The 3,218-nt window shown below is 73.2% G+C and carries 3 protein-coding genes and 1 pseudogene; 2 read left to right on the plus strand and 2 right to left on the minus strand.

Annotated features, from left to right (window positions below; all coding sequences use genetic code 11):
- Positions 1-803, plus strand: an 803-nt coding sequence (gene argH / locus H5J29_RS26685) for an argininosuccinate lyase (protein ID WP_181783764.1), incomplete at its 5' end; no start/stop codon positions are given.
- Positions 804-859: 56 nt separating this feature from the next.
- Positions 860-1,366, plus strand: a complete 507-nt coding sequence (locus H5J29_RS35470; RefSeq protein ID WP_246394322.1) for a DNA-3-methyladenine glycosylase — start codon at positions 860-862, stop codon at positions 1,364-1,366.
- 622 nt (positions 1,367-1,988) lie between these two features.
- Here the strand turns inward: H5J29_RS35470 and H5J29_RS36650 are convergent.
- Together H5J29_RS36650 and H5J29_RS26700 are read right to left on the minus strand one after the other, a co-directional pair.
- Positions 1,989-2,510 (minus strand): annotated as a pseudogene (locus H5J29_RS36650) (ferritin-like domain-containing protein); the annotation flags it as partial.
- A gap of 104 nt (positions 2,511-2,614) precedes the next feature.
- A partial coding sequence (locus H5J29_RS26700) for a CE1 family esterase (protein ID WP_220187974.1) occupies positions 2,615-3,218 on the minus strand: 604 nt, incomplete at its 5' end.

Genomic DNA, 3,218 nt, shown 5'->3' on the forward strand with positions numbered 1-3,218 from the left:
CGCTGGCGGGCTCGTCGCTGGGGCTGGACCCCGAGGCCGTCGCGGCGGAGCTGGGCTTCGACTCGTCGGCGGAGAACTCGATCGACGGCACGGCGGCGCGGGACTTCGCCGCGGAGGCCGCGTTCGTGCTGGCCATGGTCGCGGTGGACCTCTCGCGGCTGTCCGAGGAGGTCATCCTCTGGGCCACCGCGGAGTTCTCCTACGTCACGCTGGACGACGCGTTCTCCACCGGCAGCTCGATCATGCCGCAGAAGAAGAACCCGGACGTCGCGGAGCTGGCGCGCGGCAAGGCGGGCAGGCTGATCGGGAACCTGACCGGGCTGCTGGCCACGCTCAAGGGCCTCCCGCTCGCGTACAACCGCGACCTGCAGGAGGACAAGGAGCCGCTGTTCGACTCCGCCGAGCAGCTCGAGGTCCTGTTGCCCGCGGTCTCCGGGATGGTCGAGACGCTGGTCTTCCACACCGACCGGCTCGCCGAGCTGGCCCCCGCGGGCTTCACCCTCGCCACGGACGTCGCCGAGTGGCTCGTGCGCCAGGGCGTCCCGTTCCGGGTGGCGCACGAGGCCGCCGGTGGCTGCGTGCGCGCCGCGGAGGCCAGGGGAGTGGGCCTGGAGGACCTGTCCGACGCCGAGCTGGCGGCCGTGCACCCCGCGCTGACCCCCGCTGTCCGCGGGGTCCTCACGGTGGAGGGCTCGATCGCCAGCCGGGACGCGAGGGGTGGCACCGCGGGCGTCCGCGTCGAGGAACAGCTGGACCAGCTGCGGCTGACCAGCGCGGACCACCGAGCGTGGACCACCGCCTGACGCGTCATGGAGCCATACGTGCTGTTCCGGCGGGGCCAGACGACAGTCGTGGAGCCATGGTGCGGGTGATCGCGCGGGAGGAGCTCGCCGTCGACGTGCTGCCCGCCGCCCGCCGGCTGTTGGGGTGCACGGTCGAGGCGGACACGCCCGACGGGACGGTGGCCGTCGAGCTGGTCGAGGTGGAGGCCTACCGCGGGGCGGACGACCCGGCCGCGCACAGCTTCCGGGGCCGCACCCCGCGCAACGCGGTGATGTTCGGCCCGGCGGGCCACCTGTACGTCTACTTCGTCTACGGCATGCACTTCTGCGCCAACGTGTCCTGCCTCGCCGACGGCGAGCCGCCCGCAGCAGGACCTCCATGTTCCCGAGGCCGCCGAGCGCCGCGATCGCCTGCGGGGTCGGGGAGAGCAGGAACCGGTTGTCGAAGTCGAACCAGAACTCCATCGCCGCCTCCGCGGCCGCGGCGGCGGCGGCCGAGGTGTCCGGCACGGGTGGCGGCCCGGACGGGAGGGGTGGGGTCTGCGGGGCGATCTCGTCGAGCACCTCCAGCGTCGTCGTGGTGAGGTCGGCCAGCAGGTCGCCGTCCGGGACGGTCCCGGCGAGCTCCGTCGCGACGGCGGCGGCCTCGGCCGTGAGCCTGCGCAGGACCAGGACCGTGCCCGCCAGGTCGTGGCCGGGCGAGTAGCCCATGCTCAGCGGGTCGAACGGCATGCCGACGCCCAGGCCCGCCAACAGCGTGCCGAGCGGTCGCATCGCGACCGTCATGTGGCTGACGGCCTGGACGCTCGGGCGGAAGTCCCCCGTGCGGTAGCCGAGGTCGAGCAGCCCGAGGGTGAGCCAGTAGTGCAGGTCCGACAGCCAGGCGATCCGGCGGTGGGTCGGGTCCGGGATCTGGTTCGGGTGCCCCAGGAAGGCGCTGGGGTTGGTGCCGATGTCCACGGTGGGATGGCGCTCGTCGGCGGGATCGAAGGCCCAGACGTCCGCGACCCCGGCGAACGCCGCGTGCTCGCCGAGGAACACCTCGCGGAAGAAGGCGTAGTGCTGCTGTTCGCCCTCGTCTCGGATGTGGTCGAGCCTGGCCTCGAATGTCGACAGGTCGCCAAGGCCGGGCACCCCGGCGGCGATCACGGCCTGCAGCCGCTCGATGATCGTCCCGTAGAGCGTGCCGAGGTGGTTCGGCTGCGCCCCGTTCGGCAGGTGCTGCGCGAGGCGGGCGAGGAAGGCCTGGTTCGCCGGCGTGGCGTTCTCCGGGGTGGTGGGGTCCAGGGCCGCGGCGGGCGCCTCGGTGAACACGTACTTGGCGCACGACCCGAGCGAGAGCGGCTCCAGGTCGAAGGGGAACGGGTAGATCGCGGGCTCGTACGGGAAGTCCTGCCGCACGAGGTTGGGTGCGGCGCGCAGGGCCGCGAGCAGCTCGTTGACCGTCTGCAGGTGCTGCATCTCCTGGATGGCCACGCCCACGAGGCTGTTCGAGTCGACCACCCCGCTCCCCCGCAGCACCGAGTACCGGTCCTTCACCGAGAACGAGGCGTACAGGTACTGCACGAGCAGCGCGTGCTCGATCTCGGAGGCCTCGCGCAGCAGCCGGACCAGCTCGAGATAGGGATCGTCGAAGTCCGCGGCTATGACGGCCTCGACGGCCTCGACGGCCTCGAGGTCCTCGGCCCCGACCGTGCCTGCCGCCGTGTGGTGGGTGATGCGCAGCATCTCGGGTCCTTCCGTCGCCGCCCTGTGTCACAGAGGGCGGCGCGCGGTCGCCGGAGATACGGCGCGGCGGCGGGCGGTCGTACGCAGAAGTGCGTAGCGGGAGGTCAGCCGATCCCGAAGAACCGCAGCATGCCTGCGGACGCGTCGGGGCCCGACGGGTCGGTGAAGGAGCCCGCCGGGCTGCCGCCGAACCAGGCGTGCCCGCCGCCGTGGACCGTCCAGTGCTCGACGACGGCCACGCCCTCGGCGTCCCGGTGCACCGCGCGAGTGGCACGGTGGCCCGGTCCGCCGACCTCGCCGGTGTCCGCGACCGAGGTCGGCACGGTGGCGAGCCGGGCGGCCACGATCTTCTCCGAGCTGACGGGCGCGACGATCCGGTCGGCGTCGCCGTGCACCACGAACAGCGGCGCGGGGCCGCTCGCCGCAGGCGTGCCACCGGTGCGCATCGCGGCGAACGCCGAGCCGACGTCTCGCGCCGCCTGGTAGCCCAGTCCCGAGTGCACCCCTGCCGCGGCGTAGAGGTCCGCGACGAGGAAGGTGTGCTCCTCGGCGAGCGCGCTCATCCGGGTCCCGGCGGCGCAGTCGACCGCGTCCTGCTTGCCCCCGTGGAGCATGACGACCAGCGGGACCGGTTCACCGCGGTAGCCGCTGGGGACGTAGAGGTCGTAGCTGCGGGTGCCCGCCGGTTCGGCGTGGGTGCGCCTGCGC

The organism is Pseudonocardia pini, assembly GCF_013870575.1.
Taxonomy (GTDB): Bacteria; Actinomycetota; Actinomycetes; order Mycobacteriales; family Pseudonocardiaceae; genus Pseudonocardia; species Pseudonocardia pini.